Raw genomic sequence first — 262 nt, forward strand, 5'->3', positions numbered from 1 at the left:
GGGGGTGCGATGGCGTCGGTGGGGTTGCCGGTGGAGGTGGTGCGGGCGCGGTTGATGTCGGGTGTGTCGGTGGCGGCGGTGAATGGGCCGGCGTCGACGGTGGTTTCTGGTGATGTGGATGCGGTGGTGTCGTTGTTGGCGGTGTTGGAGGGTGAGGGGGTGCGGGTTCGTCGGATCGCGGTGGATTACGCGTCGCATTCTGCGCATGTGGAGGTGTTGCGGGAGCGTTTGGTTCGGGATCTGGCGGGGTTGTCGCCGCGGG

1 protein-coding gene is annotated in these 262 nt (G+C 67.6%); it reads left to right on the forward strand.

Translation table 11 applies throughout. The annotated features are described in order from the left end of the window. Positions 1-18: 18 nt before the first annotated feature. Positions 19-262 (forward strand): acyltransferase domain-containing protein (locus AC507J_RS32420; RefSeq protein WP_496294396.1); only part of this gene is annotated, 244 nt, incomplete at its 3' end.

The sequence above is a fragment of the Micromonospora sp. PRAS1 genome (assembly GCF_059553435.1).